Raw genomic sequence first — 17,611 nt, 5'->3', positions numbered from 1 at the left:
GACTGCAGGATCGACCCAACCTCAGACAGTCGCCTTGAAGGCCTGCGTGGCAAGCATTCGTGTCCTCACGCTGCACGACTGGGAGCTTCTTGGAAGGCGTCCGCCGCGTGAATGGCAACCAGATCCGCCAGGATCAGGCTTAGTGCGTAGGCAGCTTGTTGAGGAACGACTCCGTTGCCCAGTGCCCGTAGTTGCGCGGTGCGCGGTAGGTCGAGGTCGGTGACCCAACCGGCATCGAGGCCCATCATCCATTCGACGAACGCCGGGGACAGCCGGGCGCGGCCGTTCTTGTTGGGCTCGGTGGGATGTGGGGCGGCTAGTCCGCGGATGGCTTCCCAACGTCGGATGGCCGGCCCGTAGATTCCCCAGTCGACCTGTGGCGCCACGCTGACGGCGCTTCGCTCCAGGTCTCGAGTTCGGTCGGCAGGATCCCCAGAGCGATCTCGACAGCCTGTTCCAGCCCGGGGCCCGATCTGTACACCGCCACCGCGGTCCGGCTGTTGCGGTTGCCGCCCGCACGTGGTGTCGGCAAGAGGTGTACGACCGCCGACGACAAGGTCAAATCGTCTTTCGACCCGCGCTGGCTGGGGCTTCCCTCCGTTCCATCCGGCGTGCGTGGAGTCGGGAACAGCGGCACCACTTCCTGATCGCGACCGGTATGGCCGGCTCGCGTGGTCGGCAGCAGCCTCACCGCGATTGACAGCGGCATGCCCATGCCGTTGCCGTTGATCTTCCTGTTCCGGTGTCGCGCCTGCCGACGCAACCAGCCGACAGGGTCCTCTCCGTCGTTGGGATTGCTGTTCGTCGGAGTCGGCAGGAACGTCGTCACCGCATCGGGCAAGGTCACCTGATGCCCGCCCGCCCTGCGGGATTCCGGTGAGCAACCGGCCCGGCTGTCGTCGCTCGCTTGTGGAGTCGGTAGCAGCCGGACGGCATCGGTCAGCGTCGTGTTGGCCTGCTGCGCCGGCTTCATCGTCCGCATGACCGTCTTGCTCGCTGATGAACGGGCGTCCCCGACGGTCGGGGTCGGCAACCCCCGTGGTGAAGGTGCTTCCGGCAGGGTAAGCGACGAGAAAGACCCTGTCGCGTCGATGCGGTGCTCCGATGTCGGACGCACGAACGCTCGTCCAACACGCGTCATACCCGATTTCGGCCAGGTCGCCGAGTACGACGTCGAGGCCGCCCTTGCGCCAGCGGAGCGCGGCCACATTTTCCACGACGAGGAGCGCCGGTCGTAGATGGCGAACGGCTGCGACGACCTGGTGCCAGAGTCCACTGCGTGTCCCCTTCCTGATGCCGGCACCACGGCCGGCTGAACTGATGTCCTGGCAGGGAAAGCCGACGACGATGACGTCGACCGGCTCGACCTCTGTCCAGTCGGTGGTGGTGATGTCGCCGAGGTTGCGCACGCCCGGCATCCGGGCAGCGAGAATCGCGCTGACGTGCCGGTCCGGATCGGCCACCCACGCGGTGCGGGCTCGCCCGAACGCGGCGATGACACCGAGGTCGAGACCACCGTAGCCAGTACACAACGAGCCGATCACCAGTTCACGGTCAAGGATCCGATACTCCCTGCGATCGCTGGGGCGTGTCGTGCTCGTACCGGCCCGGCGCCCGGCCGGTTGCCGGCTCATGCGGCCTCCCTGCCGTCGTCGGTTTCCGGTTGCACTGGCCCCCACCGGAACCGGCTGTTGTAGACCGCCCAGTACACGGCCGGCTCGACCAGGACCTGGTGCCGTCGCTGTTGCGACCAGGTCCAGCGTTCCGGCGGCTGATCCACTCCACGCAGCGTGCGGCCCCGCACGACGTACCCGAGGTAGACGGGGTTGTTCAGGATGGTGCGCACAGCCCCAGGACTCCATGGCCGCGGCCGGCCAGAGACCGGATCGGCTGGCCGGGGATGCTCCTGGTCGGTCAGAAGCCGGCTCATGTCGCTTTCGCTGAGTTTGTCGTGCAGGTACCAGGCGAAGATGAGCGCCACGACCGGGGCGCGCAGCTCATCGACGATCAGCCGGTGCCGCCAGCCGCCGCGGCCGGTTTCGGCTTCGACCCAGTGGTGTTCCAGGGTGTAGCCGTACGGCGCGGGTCCCAGCCACCAGCCGCCGCGGGTGCGCTGCCGAAGCGCGGAACGCGACCGTCGAGCCAGCTCACGCTGGTACCCGCGGACGGCCAGATAGCCGTTCATGTGCCAGTCGTCGTCTTCATACGGGGCCGTCAGGAAATCGGCCAGGCCTTCACGCATCCGCCGCCACAGGCCCGGCGCTTCCGGTTCCCTCGCACGGTTCTTCAGGAAGGGGTACAGCGCGGGATCGTCTCGGCGTGAGGTCCGGCGCGGGCGGTCGCTCCGCTCAGGGGTGGTGGTCATGACGGTCCTCTCCTTGCAGCGAGTGGGTGGAGGTCGACACGCAGCGGACGCTGGCTGGCGGGCTTGTGCATCGCGGCTCGCGTCGCCGCAATCGCGGGCGGTGCGTCTGACGAGTGAGTGAATGTGTGCTCAGGCGGCGGCCGATGCCAGCCGTGTTTCGCGAGCGCTCCAATGCGGTCGCGGATGCACAGGCAGCGCCGGGATGAGCTGGGTCAAAGCCGGATCACTGGCCTCGGGGTCGGCCCGGAACACCAGCACGGTGTGGTGCGCAGGCAGCGCGACCGGATGTCCGAGAGCCCTTTCCGCTCGACCGGCAGCACGCCGCTGAGCGAGGGTCGCGTCGGTGTACGCACGCCGTCGCCGCACGGCGGCGGTGAGAGCGAGACAGCGCGCGATCGGTGCCAGCCCGGCGGCGCTGCCGATCTCGGCGATCCGGCTGGGAACGTCGAGCAGGTCATGCCGGAGGGGATGGCGCTGCGGGGCACAGGTGATGACCACGTGCCCGCCGGGACGCACCAGCGGCCGGTACTGCGACAGCAGGCTGCGCAGCCGATCCAGCGCACCATCGACATCGCCGTTCGAGCCGACAGGGCGCAACGTGGTCAGCAAGAGATCAACGCGCCCGGCCAGCCCCGCTGTCGCCGCGGCCACGGCTGTGCCGGGGCGCCGGTCGAGCACGAGGACCATGCCGTCGACGAACACGCCGCGCGCCTTCGTGGCAGTCACGTTCGCCCGCGCCAGCCGCCACCATCGGCGCTGCCCGGTCAACCCGATCGCGTGCCGCCCGGAGCGCAGCGCTTCGACGATGGCCGTCCCCGCACCGCAGTCCGAATCGAGCACCACACCACCGGGCCGAGTGAAGGCCGCGATGGCGTGACAGGCGATCGCCGGAGCCATCAGTGCCGGGTCCGTGCCGGTCGCGTCGTGGTAGCCGCCCTCGTCCAGCTGGGCCGCCACGCTGGTCGTCCCGGTCGGCCACACCGAGCCCAGAACCGGCCCCTCCGGCCGCTGCCCCACCGGCCGCGGAAACCGGTTGTCAGTGCGCTCAGACATCCGAGGTCTCCGTCCTGTCGGCGACGTCGCCCTCCGGGGCGGCGAGAGGCGGCCGCCGGAACAGAACGAGGTCGTGGTGCACCCGGCGCAGCGGCAGCACCCCGGAGCCGTCTGCCTGCGGCGACCGACTACGCGAGGCCGTCGGGATTGCGGTCCGCTCGGCAGCAGCGGGGCTGGCTGTCGGGTCCGGTGTCGGCGCGGTGAGCACGGCGATGTGGTCGAGACACCGCAAACCATGCTGACCCAATGTGTTCACCAAGACGGGGTACGGGTCAAGCAGCCGCCCGCTGACCAAGTCACTGTGCGTGACTACTGCTGTGAGACCGCGTGGGGTGAGCAGGGTGTTCCAGTCGGTGTGACCGAGCCAGTCGGTGGCGTGCGGGTCAAGCGCGGTGATGATCAGATCGAACTCGCCACGGGGTCCGTCTCCGGTGCGGTGACGAACGGGTGCGGAGTCGGTGTTCGGGTCCGCCATCGGACGCGGGCCGAGCCGACTGGGTCGGGGTCGCGACCCCGACCCAGCGTCGGTGTGCCGGAACGGGTCGGTGTGGTCACTCGGGTAGTCCGGCGCGGGTGCCGCGGTCGCGGTATCGGCGCCGCGGCCGAGGCGGGCGACGGTCCAGACCGCTTCGGCGAGTCCGGCGTACAGGTCGCCGTCGCCGGTTCGGCCGGGCGTGCGCGGCGACGGGTGCGGGGACGCCGGTGGGGTGAGGAGAAGGACACGGTCGCCGGGACGGGTGTAGGTCCTGACGAGGGTGACGATTGCGCGGCCGAGCCAGCCGGCGAGCAGCGCGGTACCGGGCAGCGCCTCGGCATCGGCGAAAGGCCACAGAGTGCTCGGGCGCGCCGAGCGGATCCGTCCGGCGATGGTTGTCCGGGAGGGCGCGCGGCACCGGCCCTGACCGATGCGCGCCAGGGCAGGCATCCGGTGATGCGGCCTCTGGTGGGGACGGCGGCCGGGCTCGTGGTGAGGCGTTGACGTCATCGGTGGCCTTCCTCGCGGTGTGGTGGCGTGGTCTGCCAAGTCACCCCAAGAGGCCGGTTTCGGGGCCGATTTTGGACACCCAAGAATCCAAATTCTTCGACAAATTCTCAGCACGCCCCAAAACTCACCAAATTGAGCCACGCCTTCCACGCGAAAGGTCGCCTGCTCCTGCGAGGCAACGAGACAAGAAAGGCGCGAGTTTCCACTCGAAACTCCGTCACAGGCGACGGACTCGACAGAATTTTTGGATGCCGTGACCCCGGGCCGCCGCCGCGACTAGATCGCGCCGCGATCGTCGAGCTTGGCGCTACTATGAAGCACTTAAAAGCACAGTTCAACGGCCACTAAGGCCGATCTCGAGCGACCAGTGGAGCCCAGCTCGCACCACCTGCTCTGAATCCTTCCAGGAGCCTGTTTTAGTAGCGAACCTCAGCTACTAAGAAGATCATCCTTGTTCTTTTCTTGTCCTTTTCTTGTTGCCGTTCTGGCGTCCTGACGTGGTCGATGCAAGCGACTCGAACAGGAGCAAGGAAATGGCTGACGATGAGAGCGTGTCCGGCGCGATTCGCCACGATCACGAAGGGCACGACTGGCTGCCTTTGGACACTGCGCGCGATGCCTTCGGCTGGCTGGTGACCGGGCCGAAACCGTTGGCCGTGCACGGCTCCAAGTTCGCGGGGTTGCCGCGGCGGCCGGTGCCGCTGGACGAGTTGCGGGACCGGGTGATGAGCAAGCAGTGCCCGCCGCGCACCCGGGACGATGTGTGGGCGCATCTGGTGTTGCGCTCGCGTGCTCATGGAGGCGCCTGGACGGTCGCGTGCGTGGGCATGGCACTGCCCTCGCTGGCCGCCAGCGCACGGTGGCTGGGCGCGCGGTACCGGGGCGATCGGGCCGATGCTCACGCGGCCGTACTTACCGGGTTCGTTCATGCGCTGGCCACCGTGGACCTGACCGATCCCGGCATCGTCGTCCGGCTGCACTTCGCCGCGCGCCGCGCCGGGCAGGCGGCACTGGAGGAGTCCCTCGACGCGCCACCGCCCGTGGACACGGACTATCACTCCACTGCTCCCCGGCCGCCGTACGGGCACCCCGACCTGGTGCTCGCCCGCGCGGTCAGCGAGGGAGTCCTGACCCCGACCGAGGCGGATCTGATCTCGGCGACCCGGCTGGGCGAGGTGTCCCTGACCGCCTGGGGAGCGGAGCACCAGAGCGAGTTCTGGGCGACCTACAAAGTCCGTCAGCGAGCCGAACACCGACTCGTGTCGTGGCTGGCCGACCGCACCGAGAACCCAGACTCCGAGGACCCCGTCGCCGAGGCCGCACTGTCCTCACTCGCCCTCGGCGAGAACAACCCGCACACCGACGCCGAGGGCGCCGTGTCACGGGCGGTAAGCGGCCGTCATCGCAACGGGCGACCGGCCGGTTCGAAGAAATCCTCACGCTTGGTGTCCAAAAACGACCCGAAATCCGGCCTCTTGGGACGCGGGGAGACCCCACCCAACTCTCCGCGGACCGCCGAGCACGAGCCGACTTCGGAGGTGCGCCGATGCGCCTGACACTCCATCCCCAGACCCAGCAGACCACCGTGCCGTCGCGCCCACGCGCGGCGAACGCACCCGATCAGACACAGCCCCGCGCGGGGGTCGCCAACTGCTCGCAGCCGGTGGCACGCACGGGTGGCGCAGGGCCAGGTCATTGGACCTCTCAACCGCCGTCCGCGCGCCGCATGATGTCCCGGTCTGTCGCCGTGGTGGTCCTCGGCGCGGTCGTACTCAGTGCGCTCACCGCGGATGCGGCGCAGTCATCAACGCAGGTTCTCGCGCTCGCGGCCAGTGTCGATCAGGTCTTCACCAACATCCGCGACTGGCTGGTCGGGATCCTGGCCGGCCTGGCGACGGTGTTCCTGACCGTCGGCGGGGTCCGGTACCTCCTGGCCGGAGGCAACCCCGGCGAAACGGAGAAGGCGAAGGGGTGCTTCAGGAACGCAGCATGGGGCTACGGATTGGCGGCACTGGCGCCGCTCGCCGTGGAGATCCTGCGCGGGATTGTCGGGGCCTGAGGTCATGGCCACGACCCGACGTCCCCGCGATCGCGACGAGCCTGGCGTGCGCTCAGCGACCCGGGAGCGGGTCCTGCTCACCCCACCCATCCCGGAAGGTCACGCGCGCAGTCGCCGGCGTCGGTTGGTGCAGCTGCTGCCTCTCGGTGTGGCCGTGGTGCTCGGCTGTCTGCTGACGGTCGGTGCGTGGGCTTCGCCCGAGAGGCTCGCGCCACGCGACGCGCAGCAAGCCGCGGTCGCCGTCGGGCAGCAACCACCGCCCTTGCCCCTGCCGACCAACCCGCCGGGAAACACGTGCGCACCGGATTCACCGGACCCGACGTGTCACTTCCCGACCGGGTCGCCGCGTCCGCCGTCGCCGACGACCCCATTGCCGCCAATCACTGAACTACCGCCACCGGCCAGTTGTTTCCCCGGCCAGATCGGGTGCGCACCCAGCGGCCCAAGCACTGCACCGCAGACGAACACCAGCACGCCGTGCACCGGCGAAGGCTGCATCCCGCAACCCGATACTCCCCCGCCCGCCACAGCTCCGGAACAGCCCGGTCCGGGAGTGGACGGTGACGACCCGGACTGCGGGATCACCAGCATCGAAGGCTGCATCAACAAAGCCATCAACGCGGTGTTCCGCGAGCTGGTCAAGTCCGCCCTCGACCCGCTTCTGAACCTGCTGGGCGACACCGCGTTCACGACGCCGACACTGGACTCGCTGCCCGGAGTGACGAACCTGTGGAACAACTCCTGGCTGATCGTGCTGGCCTGCTACAGCGGGCTGATCATGATCGGCGGGATCATCGTGATGTCGCACGAGTCGGTCCAGAACCGCTACTCGATCAAGGAGATCGCGCCCCGGCTCATCGTCTCCTTCTTCGCCTCGATGCTGTCGCTGTTCCTCATCGACAAGGCAATCCGGCTCGCCAACGCACTGTCCACCGCGGTCCTCACCGACGGAGCCGATCCGCCACAACTCGGCGACAACTTGACCAAGTCGATCGGCGGCGCCTACTCGGCGATGGCATCCGGCGGGTTGTTTGTGATCCTGCTGCAGGTCGTCCTGGTCATCGCGGTGATCGCGCTCCTGCTGGTCTACGTGGTGCGGGTGATCCTCACGCTGCTCCTGACCGTCTCCGCCCCAATGTGGGTCGCCTGCCACGCCCTTCCCCACACCGACGGCATCGCCCGCTGGGGCTGGCGCGCGCTCGCCGCCACGCTCGGCACTGAGGTCGCGCAATCGCTCACACTGCTCGTCGCGATCAACACCTTCCTCAACGGCAGCACGAAGCTGTTCAGCTCGATCGGTGGCGGGCTGATGATGCTCTTCGCCGTCCTCGGGCTCCTCTACATCCTGTTCAAGATCCCGTTCTGGTTCCTCTCCGCCACCAAACTCGGCACCGGCCGCTCCTTCCTCGGCGGGCTGGCGAAGGCATACATCGCGGCGAAAACGTTCGGGATGGTCGCCGGCAAGTCCGGTGGGTTCGGCAAGGTCGGAGCGGTCGCCGGTGGCGGAAGAGGCAGTAAGGGCCGCGGCGGTGCTGCTGCCGATCCACCGTGGCCCGCTCAGCCGCGGATCGCGCCGACGACGGAGGCGGTCAACAAGCGGTTGCAGGCGGCCTACGACGCCGACCGCGCCCGCGCTGCCCAGCAGCCGCGCTCGCCCTCGCAGCGACCGGAGTTTCTGCAGCCCGGTCCGCAGGAGACCACCCACGACCCGGCCGTCACCCCGGCCACCCAAGGACCCGTCATGCCCGAATTCAGTTCCGCATCCAAGCCCGCTACTCCGGTCCCGCCGGCCGGGCCCCGCCGCAGGCAGGCCGCGACGGCGCCCCGGTTCCAAGCTCCCGATGAGCCACGCCGCGCCGGTGATACCGCGTCCCCGGCTCGACCGGTCGCGGTGGCCGCGGTTCCGCCGCACTTGCGGTTCCAGCCGCCGACTCCGGAACCCAGGCACGTGTCCCGACCGGTCACGCCAGCGCCCGCGCCACCCGCAGCACCGGTGTTCCGGGCCGCGCGCCCGGAACCGCGCATCGGGGACGCCCGCCCGCGCACCCCGTCCGTACCGCCGCTCGCGTTCCGGGCGCCGACCCCGCCACCGGCGCCACCGAACTCCCCGCCCCGTCGAGGTGAAAAGTCATGACCCAGCCCGTGCGCATACCGTCTGATGTCGATCGCGAAGATCGCGTTCTGGCCAATCTCACCGCCCGGCAGCTGGCGATCCTCGCGGTGACCGGGATCGTGCTCTACGGCGCCTGGACCCTAGCCCGCAATGCAGTACCGCTACCGATCTTCCTGATCGTCGCGATCCCGATCGGGGTCACTGCGGCGGTGCTGGCGTTGGGCCAGCGCGACGGCATGAGCCTGGACCGGCTCCTGCTCGCAGCCATCCGGCAGCGGCTGCAACCCCGCCACCGGGTCGCCGCGCCCGAAGGCGTGCAGGCCGCGCCGGAGTGGCTGACCAGCCGCATCACCGCGACCGATGCCGGCGGTGCGGCGGGCGAGTCGGAGATATCTCCGGCGGCGCTGAGGCTGCCCGCGGAAGGAGTCACCGAGGCCGGAGTCGTCGACCTCGGCACAGACGGGGTCGCCATGGCCGCGGTGGCCAGCACGGTGAATTTCGCGCTCCGCACCCCGGGCGAGCAGGAAGCGCTGGTCGCGTCCTTCGGCCGATATCTGCACTCGATCTCCGCGCCGGTGCAAGTGCTCATCCGAGCCGAACGGCTGGACCTGAGCAGGCAGATCAACGACCTGCGAGAAGCCGCGCCCGGTCTGCCGCATCCGATGCTCGAAACGGCAGCGCGGGAGCACGCGACCTATCTCGACCAGTTGCGCCGCTCCACGGATTTGTTGCGCCGCCAGGTTCTGCTGGTGCTCCGCGAGCCGGTCCGCGCCATCGGGCCGACCGACGGACTCGGCGGCGCGTCACCGTTTGCCGCGCTGCGGGCTCGGCGCGCCCGCAGCCGGGACGACGAGGTCACCGACACCGCGCGGCGCTCGGCGGAAACCCGGCTCGTGCGGCGGCTGGGCGAAGCGACCGAACTGCTCGCCCCCGCGGGGATCACGGTTACGCCGCTGGACGCAGGCCAGGCCACCGCCGTACTCGCCACAGCGTGCAACCCCGACAGCCTGATCCCGCCCTCGACGGGGCTGGCCGGCGCGGACGACGTGATCACCACCGCTGCCACCGCCCCCTACGACGAGCCGCCAGTCCATCACCGAAGCACGGCCAGCCGGGGCGAGCGCGACAGCGTGTCGCCGGAGTCAACAGCCCTGGATGAATGGGAGGGCGGCGACCTATGAGCAGGAAACTCGGCCGTACTCGAGGCCGCCAGACGCAGCACGCGAAAACACCAGCGGGCAGGGCCAGTGCGTTCACCCCGGACTCGCTGTCGGTCGCGCCCCGGCACCTGGAGATCGGTGGCGAATGGGTCTCGTCCTTCGCGATCACCGGCTATCCCCGCGAAGTCCACGCAGGATGGCTACAGCCGCTGCTGTCCTATCCCGGCCGTGTCGATGTGTCGCTGCACATCGAACCGATCGATCCCGTCACCGCCGCCAACCGGCTCAAGCGCCAGCTGTCCAAATTGGAGTCAGGGCGGCGCCACACCTCGGACAAGGGACGGTTGCTTGACCCGATGGTCGAGGCCGCCACCGAGGACGCCTACGACCTCTCGGCCCGCGTCGCCCGCGGCGAAGGCAAGCTCTACCGGCTCGGCCTGTATCTGACCGTGCACGCCACCAGCGAAGCGGATCTCACCGAACAGGTGGCCGCGGTGCGGGCGCTCGCGGCGTCGTTGCTGATGAACGCCCAGCCGACCACCTACCGGTCGTTGCAGGGCTGGGTGTCCACCTTGCCGCTGGCGCTGGATCTCATCGGCATGCGCCGCACCTTCGACACCAGCGCTCTGGCCGCCGCGTTCCCCTTCACCTCACCAGACCTTCCGCCCGCCGACCCGACCAGTGTCGCCGCACCGGCCGGTGTGCTGTACGGGTTCAATGTCGGTAGCCAGGGTTTGGTGCACTGGGACCGCTTTTCCGCCGACAACTACAACGCGGTGGCCCTCGGGCGCTCCGGCGCGGGCAAGTCCTACCTGGTAAAGCTGGAAACCCTGCGCAGCCTCTATCGCGGGGTCGAGGTGTCCATCATCGACCCCGAGGACGAGTACCGGCGGCTCTGCGAGGCCATCGGCGGCACCTACATCCACCTCGGCGACCCGGGTGTCCGCATCAACCCGTTCGACCTACCGATCGCCATCAGGCCGGACGGGCGTCGCACCGCACCCAAGGACGCCCTGACGCGCCGGGCGCTGTTCCTGCACACCGTCATCGGAGTGCTGCTCGGCACCGAGCTGTCCGCACAGCAACGCGCCGTGCTCGACCGGGCGATCATGGCCACCTACCAGCAGGCCGGGATCACCAGCGACCCGCGGACCTGGGGCCGGCAGGCGCCACTGCTCGCTGATCTCGCCGCAATCCTCGCCGGCACCGCGGACCCGGTCGCGGCGGACCTGGGCGCCCGGCTGCACCCATTCGTCGAGGGCGCGTTCTCCGCCTTGTTCTCCGGACCGACCACGACTAGGGCCGAGGGCCACCTGACCGTGTTCAGCCTGCGTGACCTGCCCGACGAACTCCGGCCGATCGGCACGCTGCTCACGCTGGACACGGTGTGGCGGCGAGTGTCCAACCCGGCCATCCGGCGCCCGAGGCTGATCACGGTCGACGAGGCATGGCTGCTCATGCAGGACCCTGCCGGGGCGCGTTTTCTGCACCGCATGGCCAAAGCAGCCCGGAAACACTGGGCGGGCTTGACGATCGCGACCCAAGATGTCGGCGACGTCCTCGGCACCGAGCTGGGTAAGGCGATCATCGCGAACGCGGCTACGCAGATCCTCCTACGCCAAGCGCCGCAAGCGATCGACGAGATCGTGGCAACCTTCAACCTGTCCGAAGGCGAGAAGCAGTTCCTGATTTCCGCGGACAAGGGACAAGGTCTGCTCTCGACCGGGACACAGAGAGTCGCGTTCCAGTCGCTGGCGTCTCCGCAGGAAAACGCTCTCATCACAACTGATCCGGCCGAGTTGGCGCAGTACGCGGAACACGAATCTGGTACGGACGACGGTTCGTTTGTGGACCTCGGTGTTTACGACACTGAGCTGGCTCTCGACGCGGACGCTGACGGCCACGTCGACCTCGGCAGCGCCGCATAGCCCACCCCGCGGCTGCGGATCTATTCAACCGCAACCGTTTCTGCTCGTTTCTTGTACTCGCCTGACTTTCCTTTGCGAGGTGTCGTATGTCTTCTTCCGCCAGCATGACCACGGTTCCGGTGCGGCCGGCCCGGTTGCTGACGCAGAACCGGGAGATGCGCGCAATCGGTGTCTGGAACTGGACTCTGCCCGCGCTGGCCGCCCGGCTGCCTGATGGGCGAACGCAGGTGACCTGCCCGGCGGCGAGCGCGTGCACTCGGATCTGTTACGCGCGCAACGGAACTTATCTCTTCCCTGCGGTCAAAGCCAAGCATACCGCCAATCTCGCCTACGTCCTGGACGACTTGCCTGGCTGGGAAGCCGCCATGATCCGTGAACTGTCGGCGCCGCGCCTGGTCGGGAAATTTGTCAGGGTGCATGACGCAGGGGATTTTTTCAGCGATGCCTACACTTTGGCGTGGTGTCGCGTGATGCGCGCCTGCCCGCAGGTGACGTTTTATGCCTATACCAAGGAAGTTCGGCGGTTAAAGCGGCTGATCGAACCGGACCCGCCCGGGAACTTCCTGTGGGTCTACAGCTACGGCGGTCGCGAGGATTCGTTGATCGACCCCGACCGTGATCGGGTCGCCGATGTGTTTCCCGATGAGGACGCCATCACCGAGGCCGGGTGGTCGTCGCAGGAAGCGTCGGATCTGCTCGCCGTGCTCGGCCCGCGATTGGTCGGGGTGCCCGCGAACCGCATCCCGCAGTTCCTCAAGCGCATGGGCGGGCGGCGGCTGTCGCAGTGGCAGGCCGAGATCGACGCCGAACGGGCACACAAGCGGCGCCGTCATCTGCGACTGGTGCCCAACGACCCGTCGGCTCCTGTCCCGGTGCCAGACGGCCAACCGAGCGCAGACGCCGCCGAGCGATACGCGGCCTGACTCCGCGGCCTTTCGACTTTTCCTTGCGAGAGGGGTTTTCTGATGTCATCCACTCAGTCTGTTGTCGCTTCGACGAGGACGCTTGCGTCACCATTGCAGGACTACCTCCGCGATCCCGGTGCCGCAGTGCGTGCTGCCGTTGCGGCACTGCGGGACTTCGCACTGCCCTGGGGGCCACTCGTCGGGCCGGCCGTTGCGCTCGCGGTGGCTGGCGTCGTGATCGGGCGACGGTGGTGGGCGCGCCGGTGCCATGACCGGATGGCCGCCGACGCCCGGGTGGTCACGGTGCTGGCTCCGCCCGCCGTCGATCCGGACGGCGCGGCGGCCTTGTACTCCAATCTGGTCGGGTTGTTGCGGTCCGGCTGGAAACGGCGGATGCACGGCCAGCCGCACATTGTGTGGGAGTACGTGTTTTCCCATGCCGGGGTCGCTCTGCGGCTGTGGCTGCCGGGCGTCGTGCCGCCCGGGATGGCCGAGCGCGCCATCGAGGCCGCCTGGCCCGGCGCGCACACCCGGACCACCCCGGCCAAGCCGCCGATTCCCTTGTTTAATCCGCCGGGCAAAGCGGTCGAGGCCGTGGGCGGCGAACTGCGCCTGGCCCGCAGCGAGGCACTGCCCATCCGGTCGGACTTCCCCGCTGATCCCGTCCGCGCTTTGCTGGGCGCACCGGTTGGCATGGCCATCCACGAACGGGCCGTGGTGCAGATCCTCGCGCGCCCGGTCACCGGCGCTCGTGTCCGCAAAGCCCGCCGAGCCGCCCGCCGGGTCCGCACAGGCAGCTCGGTCCGGCTGGCCGGACGCCTCCTGGACCTGATCACCCCGCACACCGGATCGCTCAAGCCCAGCACGACCGCGAAACAGCCGGTCGTCGATCACCAGACGTCGCTGGAGAACTCCGCACAGGACCGGGTCATCGTGGCCAAGCAGCGCAGCTCCCAGTACGAGACCCGGATCCGGTATGCCGTGGCCACTCTGGTCGACGAGCACGCGACCAGTGCGCAGCGGGTTCCGGTGCGTGAACACTTGCGCGGACGCGGGCATGCCATCGCCAGCGCGTTCGCGTCCTACAGCGAACACAACTACTACCGTCGCGTCCGGCTCACCAACTCCATCCGGGCCGTGGCTGAACGACGCCTCACCTCCGGTGATCTGCTCTCGATCGCCGAGCTGGCCGCGCTCGCGCACGTCCCGACCGACGAGGCCGTGCCCGGTCTGCAGCGTGCCGGAGCCAAAGCGGTGCCGCCGCCACCGGGGATCGCCACCGAGGGCGCCGGAGTGAAACCGATCGGGATCACCGACTCCGGCCACTCCCGGCCGGTGGGGCTGCGCGTCGCCGACGCTCGCCATCATCTGCACATCCTGGGTGCGACCGGTTCGGGCAAGTCCGAGCTGATGGCGCGGATGATCCTCGACGACGCCGACGCCGGCCGCGGGCTGGTCGTCATCGATCCCAAGGGCGATCTGGTGGCCGACACCCTGATGCGGCTGCCCTCGCGGCTCGGGGGGAAGGTCGTGCTCTTCGATGCCGACAGCCGATCCCGCCCGCCGGTGCTCAACCCGCTCGAAGGCGACGACACCGCCCGCACGGTGGACAACCTGGTCTCGATCTTCTCCCACGTCTACGCCTCCAGCTGGGGGCCGCGCACCGAGGACATCCTGCGCTCGGGGCTGCTGACCCTGCGCGAGCTGCCCGGCACGCCCACGCTGACGGACCTGCCGAAACTGTTGACGGTGCCCGCCTTCCGACAGCGTGCGCTCGAACAGATCTCCGACGATGTCCTGACCGGCTTCTGGCACTGGTACGACGATCTGTCCGACGCCAGCCGGGCACAGGTCGTCGCACCACTGATGAACAAACTCCGCGGCCTGCTGCTGCGCCCGTTCGTGCGGGCATCCCTCGCAGGGGGTGAGTCCACCGTGGACATGGACGCAGTGCTCGACGGCGGAATCTGCCTGGTGCGCCTGGGCAAGGACGCGCTCGGGATGGACACCGCACGGCTGATCGGCTCGATCGTCGTGGCCCGTACATGGCAGGCAGCCGCCCGCCGCGCCCGGATACCGCAGCGCGACCGCCACGATGCCTCGCTCTACATCGACGAGTGCCACAACTTCCTGAATCTGGCGTACCCGATGGAGGACATGCTCGCCGAAGCTCGGGGTTACCGGATGTCGATGACGCTCGCGCATCAGTATCTGCGGCAGCTGCCGCGCGAGCTGGAGGAAGGCATCAGCACCAACGCCCGCTCGAAGATCATTTTCTCGGCGTCGCCCGAAGACGCTCGCCACTTGGCCCGACACACCGCGCCCAGGCTCTCCGAACACGATCTCGCCAATCTCGGCCGGTTCCACATCGCCGCGCGGCTGGTGCTCGACAGTGAGGAAGCTCCCCCGTTCACCGCGGTCACCAAGAAGCTTCCGCCCGCGATTCCCGGACGCGCCAAGGAGATCCGTCGGCTCGCGCTCGTGAACACCGAGCCTCGAAACACATTCGAGCCAGCCGAGAACGTCCAGCCGGTGGCGTTCGATCCGCGCCGCGCGGCCTGACCCCGCTCAGCTTTCCGTTTTCCCGCAGGGCGTTCTCGCGGCCTGCGGGCTTTGGAGGTGCTCGTCACGATGGTTAGCAATCCCACTCCGCAGCGACAATTGCGTTCGCACCGACCGGAACGTCCCGCGGCGCGGGTACTCAACTCCGCCGAGCATCACGCGTGGCTGGCCCGGCATCTCACCGACCGCGACCGGTGGCTGTGCCGGATGCTGTTCGAGCACCACGTGCTCACCAGCACCCAGATCATCGACATCGCCTTCACCGGGCGCCGTGGGGCGAACCTGCGCCTGCGCAACCTCTACCAATGGGGCGTGGTGCACCGGTTCCAGCCGCACCGCGACCGCGGCTCGCACCCGATGTACTACGTCCTCGACACCGCCGGGGCAGTCGCCCTCGCCCGCGAGGACGGCATCGATCCCAAGGAACTGGGCTACAGCCGTGAGCGCGAGATCGGACGCGCATTCTCGCTGCAGCTGGCGCACACCGTCGGCTGCAACGGACTGTTCACCGCCCTGATCCGCCGAGCACGTCACCCCGGTGCCGCTGGTGTGCTCGCCGCGTGGTGGTCGGCCGCCCGGTGCGGGCGGCACTGGGGCGACATCGTCACCCCGGACGGCTACGGCCGCTGGCGCGAGGCCGGCCGGGAGGTCGAGTGGTTCATCGAGTTCGACTTCGGGACCGAGCAACTGTCCCGCCTGGCAGGCAAGCTCGCCCGCTACGAGCGGCTGGCCGAGGTCACGGGCATCACCACACCCGTGCTGGTGTGGGTGCCCAGCGCCAGGCGCGAGGTCAACGCACGCAGGGCGATGGCCGAGGCGCTGCGCGGTCTCGACCGGCCCGCACGCGTCCCCGTGGCGACTAGCAGCGGCGAAGCCGCCGCGGACCCGCTCGATATGGCCGCGCCGCGCTGGCGACGGCTCGACGAGTCCGGCACCGCCGGTCGCGTGGAGCTGGCCGACCTGCCCACCCTCTGGCCGGACCTGCGCGCCTCGGCACCCGGCGGTGGACAGCGCCCGACAGCCGCCACGCCTGCCACCGCACGTCCGAAGGTGGCCCCGCCCTCCCCGATGCCCCCGCCCAACCCCGCGCATCCGTGGAAGTGATGCGTCATGGGCAAGGTGGCCGCCGCAGGTGCTGGGTTCGTCGTCGTGATCATTCTCTTCATTGGCGGCGGCGCCATCGCTGTGGTTCAAGCCGTGTTCGGCAGTTCCAGCAGTTCCGCCGAGGGCGTGAACTGTGCACCCGCCGGGGCGAGCGCGACCTCCGCAGCGGGATACGGACCGCAGGAGATGGGCAACGCGGCGACGATCGTCGCTGTCGGCAAACGGATGAACGTGCCCGAGCAGGGCTGGGTCATCGCGGTCGCCACGGCGCTCACCGAGTCGCGGCTGAAGAACCTGAACTACGGCGATCGCGACAGTGTCGGCCTGTTCCAGCAGCGACCCTCGCAAGGCTGGGGAACGGTCGCGCAGATCATGGACCCCACCTACAGCAGCGAGCAGTTCTACCGGCATCTACTGGCGCTGCCGAACTGGCAGAACATGCCGGTCACCGTCGCCGCCCAGACCGTGCAGCGATCGGGCTTTCCCGACCGCTACGCGAAATTCGAGCCAGCAGCACGCCAGATCGTCGGGGCCGTCCAAGGTGCCACCTGCACGACCAGTGCGACGACCGGCGGCTGGACGACCCCCACGAGCGGCACCTGCACCTCCAAATTCGGGTACCGCGGCAGCGAATTCCACAAAGGACTCGACATCGGCGCACCCATCGGTACGCCGATCCTGGCAGCTAACTCGGGCACGGTAATCAGCTCAGGCCCGGCGTCCGGCTACGGGCTGTGGGTACGCATCCAGCACAGGGACGGGATCGTGACGATCTACGGTCATAACGACCACAATCTGGTCCGCGAAGGGCAATCCGTTCAGGCCGGCCAGCCAATCGCTGCGGTCGGACACCGGGGAGCTTCCACCGGAGCGCACTTGCACCTTCAGATCGAGGCCAACGGGCAGGCCGTCGATCCTGTGGAGTTCTACCGGCAGCGAGGAGGCCAGCTCTGCAGATAGGTGCGCACAGCCCCGTCACCTGGGAGGAGCCTTCGTCGCGTTCTCGACGCATGACCCTGGTCTTAGACAATCGTCCAGACGGGTGAGTCCGGCTACTCGTCAGCCTGGGTGCTTTTGAGATGGTTGTAGAGGTTCGCGCGGCTAAGGCCGACCTCCTTGGAGATTCTGGTCTTCGGCACACCGGCCTTGTCTGCTTCCCGAATGTCGGCGAGCCGTTCGGTGCGTTCGACTTTCAGCTGCTTAGTCAGGATCTCTTTCATTTCCTGCAGAGAGCTTTCCACGTCCCGGATGTTCTCCAGCGTGGTCTCGATCGCTTCCACGCGGTGTCGGCGGGCGCGCAGCTGCGCGATGTGCTCGTCCTTGTCCATCTGCGGCCCTTTCTCATGTGGCCATGGTTGGCCGGACTCTGAAGCTTGA

At 68.7% G+C, this 17,611-nt stretch carries 14 protein-coding genes; 9 read left to right on the top strand and 5 right to left on the bottom strand.

What is annotated here, in order from left to right:
* Window positions 1-65 precede the first annotated feature (65 nt).
* The 4 genes from AC069H_RS28035 to AC069H_RS28020 all read right to left on the bottom strand — a co-directional run bounded on the left by AC069H_RS28035 (window position 66) and on the right by AC069H_RS28020 (window position 4,343).
* A complete protein-coding gene (locus AC069H_RS28035; RefSeq protein ID WP_478226989.1) occupies window positions 66-1,634 on the bottom strand; it encodes a DNA cytosine methyltransferase in 1,569 nt (522 codons plus the stop codon).
* Window positions 1,631-2,365: a recombinase family protein gene (locus AC069H_RS28030; RefSeq protein WP_478226988.1), complete on the bottom strand. Its 735-nt coding sequence runs from the start codon at window positions 2,363-2,365 to the stop codon at window positions 1,631-1,633. Before AC069H_RS28030 ends, AC069H_RS28035 begins: the two co-directional genes overlap by 4 nt.
* 129 nt (window positions 2,366-2,494) lie before the next feature.
* Window positions 2,495-3,418, bottom strand: a complete 924-nt coding sequence (locus AC069H_RS28025) for a DNA methyltransferase (RefSeq protein ID WP_478226987.1) — start codon at window positions 3,416-3,418, stop codon at window positions 2,495-2,497.
* Window positions 3,411-4,343 carry a hypothetical protein gene (locus tag AC069H_RS28020; RefSeq protein ID WP_478226986.1) on the bottom strand — a complete coding sequence of 311 codons (933 nt, stop codon included), beginning with the start codon at window positions 4,341-4,343 and terminating at the stop codon, window positions 3,411-3,413. The genes AC069H_RS28025 and AC069H_RS28020 overlap by 8 nt, the downstream gene beginning before the upstream one ends.
* Before the next feature lie 593 nt (window positions 4,344-4,936).
* Between AC069H_RS28020 and AC069H_RS28015 the strand changes: the two genes are divergently transcribed.
* From AC069H_RS28015 to AC069H_RS27975, 9 genes are all read left to right on the top strand, one after another.
* Window positions 4,937-5,959, top strand: a complete 1,023-nt coding sequence (locus AC069H_RS28015) for a hypothetical protein (RefSeq protein WP_478226985.1) — start codon at window positions 4,937-4,939, stop codon at window positions 5,957-5,959.
* Window positions 5,950-6,462, top strand: a complete 513-nt coding sequence (locus AC069H_RS28010; RefSeq protein ID WP_478234312.1) for a pilin — start codon at window positions 5,950-5,952, stop codon at window positions 6,460-6,462. Before AC069H_RS28015 ends, AC069H_RS28010 begins: the two co-directional genes overlap by 10 nt.
* Window positions 6,463-7,015: 553 nt before the next feature.
* Window positions 7,016-8,596 carry a TrbL/VirB6 family protein gene (locus AC069H_RS28005; protein WP_478226982.1) on the top strand — a complete coding sequence of 527 codons (1,581 nt, stop codon included), beginning with the start codon at window positions 7,016-7,018 and terminating at the stop codon, window positions 8,594-8,596.
* Window positions 8,593-9,756 carry a PrgI family protein gene (locus AC069H_RS28000; protein ID WP_478226981.1) on the top strand — a complete coding sequence of 388 codons (1,164 nt, stop codon included), beginning with the start codon at window positions 8,593-8,595 and terminating at the stop codon, window positions 9,754-9,756. The genes AC069H_RS28005 and AC069H_RS28000 overlap by 4 nt, the downstream gene beginning before the upstream one ends.
* Window positions 9,753-11,663: a VirB4 family type IV secretion system protein gene (locus AC069H_RS27995; protein WP_478226980.1), complete on the top strand. Its 1,911-nt coding sequence runs from the start codon at window positions 9,753-9,755 to the stop codon at window positions 11,661-11,663. The genes AC069H_RS28000 and AC069H_RS27995 overlap by 4 nt, the downstream gene beginning before the upstream one ends.
* Window positions 11,664-11,749: 86 nt before the next feature.
* Window positions 11,750-12,586 carry a GP88 family protein gene (locus AC069H_RS27990; protein ID WP_478226979.1) on the top strand — a complete coding sequence of 279 codons (837 nt, stop codon included), beginning with the start codon at window positions 11,750-11,752 and terminating at the stop codon, window positions 12,584-12,586.
* Window positions 12,587-12,628: 42 nt separating this feature from the next.
* Window positions 12,629-15,130: a type IV secretory system conjugative DNA transfer family protein gene (locus AC069H_RS27985; RefSeq protein WP_478226978.1), complete on the top strand. Its 2,502-nt coding sequence runs from the start codon at window positions 12,629-12,631 to the stop codon at window positions 15,128-15,130.
* A 69-nt stretch (window positions 15,131-15,199) separates the two neighbouring features.
* Window positions 15,200-16,234: a replication-relaxation family protein gene (locus AC069H_RS27980; protein ID WP_478234311.1), complete on the top strand. Its 1,035-nt coding sequence runs from the start codon at window positions 15,200-15,202 to the stop codon at window positions 16,232-16,234.
* Between the two features lie 6 nt (window positions 16,235-16,240).
* The gene (locus AC069H_RS27975; RefSeq protein WP_478226976.1) at window positions 16,241-17,194 is read left to right on the top strand and encodes a M23 family metallopeptidase; all 954 of its coding nucleotides are present in this window, start codon (window positions 16,241-16,243) and stop codon (window positions 17,192-17,194) included.
* A gap of 92 nt (window positions 17,195-17,286) precedes the next feature.
* Here AC069H_RS27975 and AC069H_RS27970 read toward each other — a convergent pair whose 3' ends face one another.
* Window positions 17,287-17,562 carry a hypothetical protein gene (locus AC069H_RS27970; RefSeq protein WP_478226975.1) on the bottom strand — a complete coding sequence of 92 codons (276 nt, stop codon included), beginning with the start codon at window positions 17,560-17,562 and terminating at the stop codon, window positions 17,287-17,289.
* Window positions 17,563-17,611 lie beyond the last annotated feature (49 nt).

Source organism: Amycolatopsis sp. NPDC043887, from assembly GCF_056435665.1.
The sequence above is the reverse complement of the archived record's forward strand: the minus strand, read 5'-3'. Positions and strand labels throughout refer to the sequence as shown.

Excerpts from the sequence above, each read along its gene's own strand:
- AC069H_RS28010 (WP_478234312.1), top strand. The coding sequence starts at position 5,950 with ATGCGCCTGACACTCCATCCCCAGACCCAGCAGACCACCGTGCCGTCG.
- AC069H_RS27990 (WP_478226979.1), top strand. The coding sequence starts at position 11,750 with ATGTCTTCTTCCGCCAGCATGACCACGGTTCCGGTGCGGCCGGCCCGG.
- AC069H_RS27995 (WP_478226980.1), top strand. The coding sequence starts at position 9,753 with ATGAGCAGGAAACTCGGCCGTACTCGAGGCCGCCAGACGCAGCACGCG.
- AC069H_RS27970 (WP_478226975.1), bottom strand. The coding sequence starts at position 17,562 with ATGGACAAGGACGAGCACATCGCGCAGCTGCGCGCCCGCCGACACCGC.
- AC069H_RS28035 (WP_478226989.1), bottom strand. The coding sequence starts at position 1,634 with ATGAGCCGGCAACCGGCCGGGCGCCGGGCCGGTACGAGCACGACACGC.
- AC069H_RS27985 (WP_478226978.1), top strand. The coding sequence starts at position 12,629 with ATGTCATCCACTCAGTCTGTTGTCGCTTCGACGAGGACGCTTGCGTCA.
- AC069H_RS28030 (WP_478226988.1), bottom strand. The coding sequence starts at position 2,365 with ATGACCACCACCCCTGAGCGGAGCGACCGCCCGCGCCGGACCTCACGC.
- AC069H_RS27975 (WP_478226976.1), top strand. The coding sequence starts at position 16,241 with ATGGGCAAGGTGGCCGCCGCAGGTGCTGGGTTCGTCGTCGTGATCATT.
- AC069H_RS28020 (WP_478226986.1), bottom strand. The coding sequence starts at position 4,343 with ATGCCTGCCCTGGCGCGCATCGGTCAGGGCCGGTGCCGCGCGCCCTCC.
- AC069H_RS27980 (WP_478234311.1), top strand. The coding sequence starts at position 15,200 with ATGGTTAGCAATCCCACTCCGCAGCGACAATTGCGTTCGCACCGACCG.
- AC069H_RS28015 (WP_478226985.1), top strand. The coding sequence starts at position 4,937 with ATGGCTGACGATGAGAGCGTGTCCGGCGCGATTCGCCACGATCACGAA.
- AC069H_RS28025 (WP_478226987.1), bottom strand. The coding sequence starts at position 3,418 with ATGTCTGAGCGCACTGACAACCGGTTTCCGCGGCCGGTGGGGCAGCGG.
- AC069H_RS28000 (WP_478226981.1), top strand. The coding sequence starts at position 8,593 with ATGACCCAGCCCGTGCGCATACCGTCTGATGTCGATCGCGAAGATCGC.